The organism is Pantoea sp. GbtcB22 (assembly GCF_019091025.1).
In the GTDB taxonomy this organism is placed as follows: Bacteria; Pseudomonadota; Gammaproteobacteria; order Enterobacterales; family Enterobacteriaceae; genus Pantoea; species Pantoea leporis.
In genome coordinates this window covers 1-275 of record NZ_JAGXKB010000161.1, presented here as the reverse complement: position 1 = coordinate 275, position 275 = coordinate 1, and the positions used below count along the sequence as shown (strand labels likewise).

Sequence of the window (275 nt, the reverse complement as noted above, 5' to 3'; positions counted from 1 at the left end):
AGACCCGAAATAAATGCCCCCGTCGCCCCGGACGGCTGCCGTCACCCGCGCTGGTTTACGCCCTCGCGGCGAAGGATCTCAAACGGGTGAAGGGAATACCGGAGGAAAAAACCAGCCGATTTCCACAAAACGTCAACACCGCGGCTCCCCAAACTCAACGGGTGACGGGGGTAAAAACCACTGCATGAGGAGAACGAACATGGCTTCACGGGGGGTTAACAAAGTGATTCTGGTCGGCAATCTGGGACAGGACCCGGAGGGGCGCTATATGCCGA

At 58.5% G+C, this 275-nt stretch carries 1 protein-coding gene and 1 pseudogene; both read left to right on the top strand.

The window, feature by feature from the left end:
- Window positions 1-188, top strand: a 188-nt coding sequence (locus KVT28_RS25045) for a hypothetical protein (RefSeq protein WP_217550857.1), incomplete at its 5' end; no start/stop codon positions are given.
- Between the two features lie 11 nt (window positions 189-199).
- Window positions 200-275 (top strand): annotated as a pseudogene (locus KVT28_RS25040) (single-stranded DNA-binding protein); the annotation flags it as partial.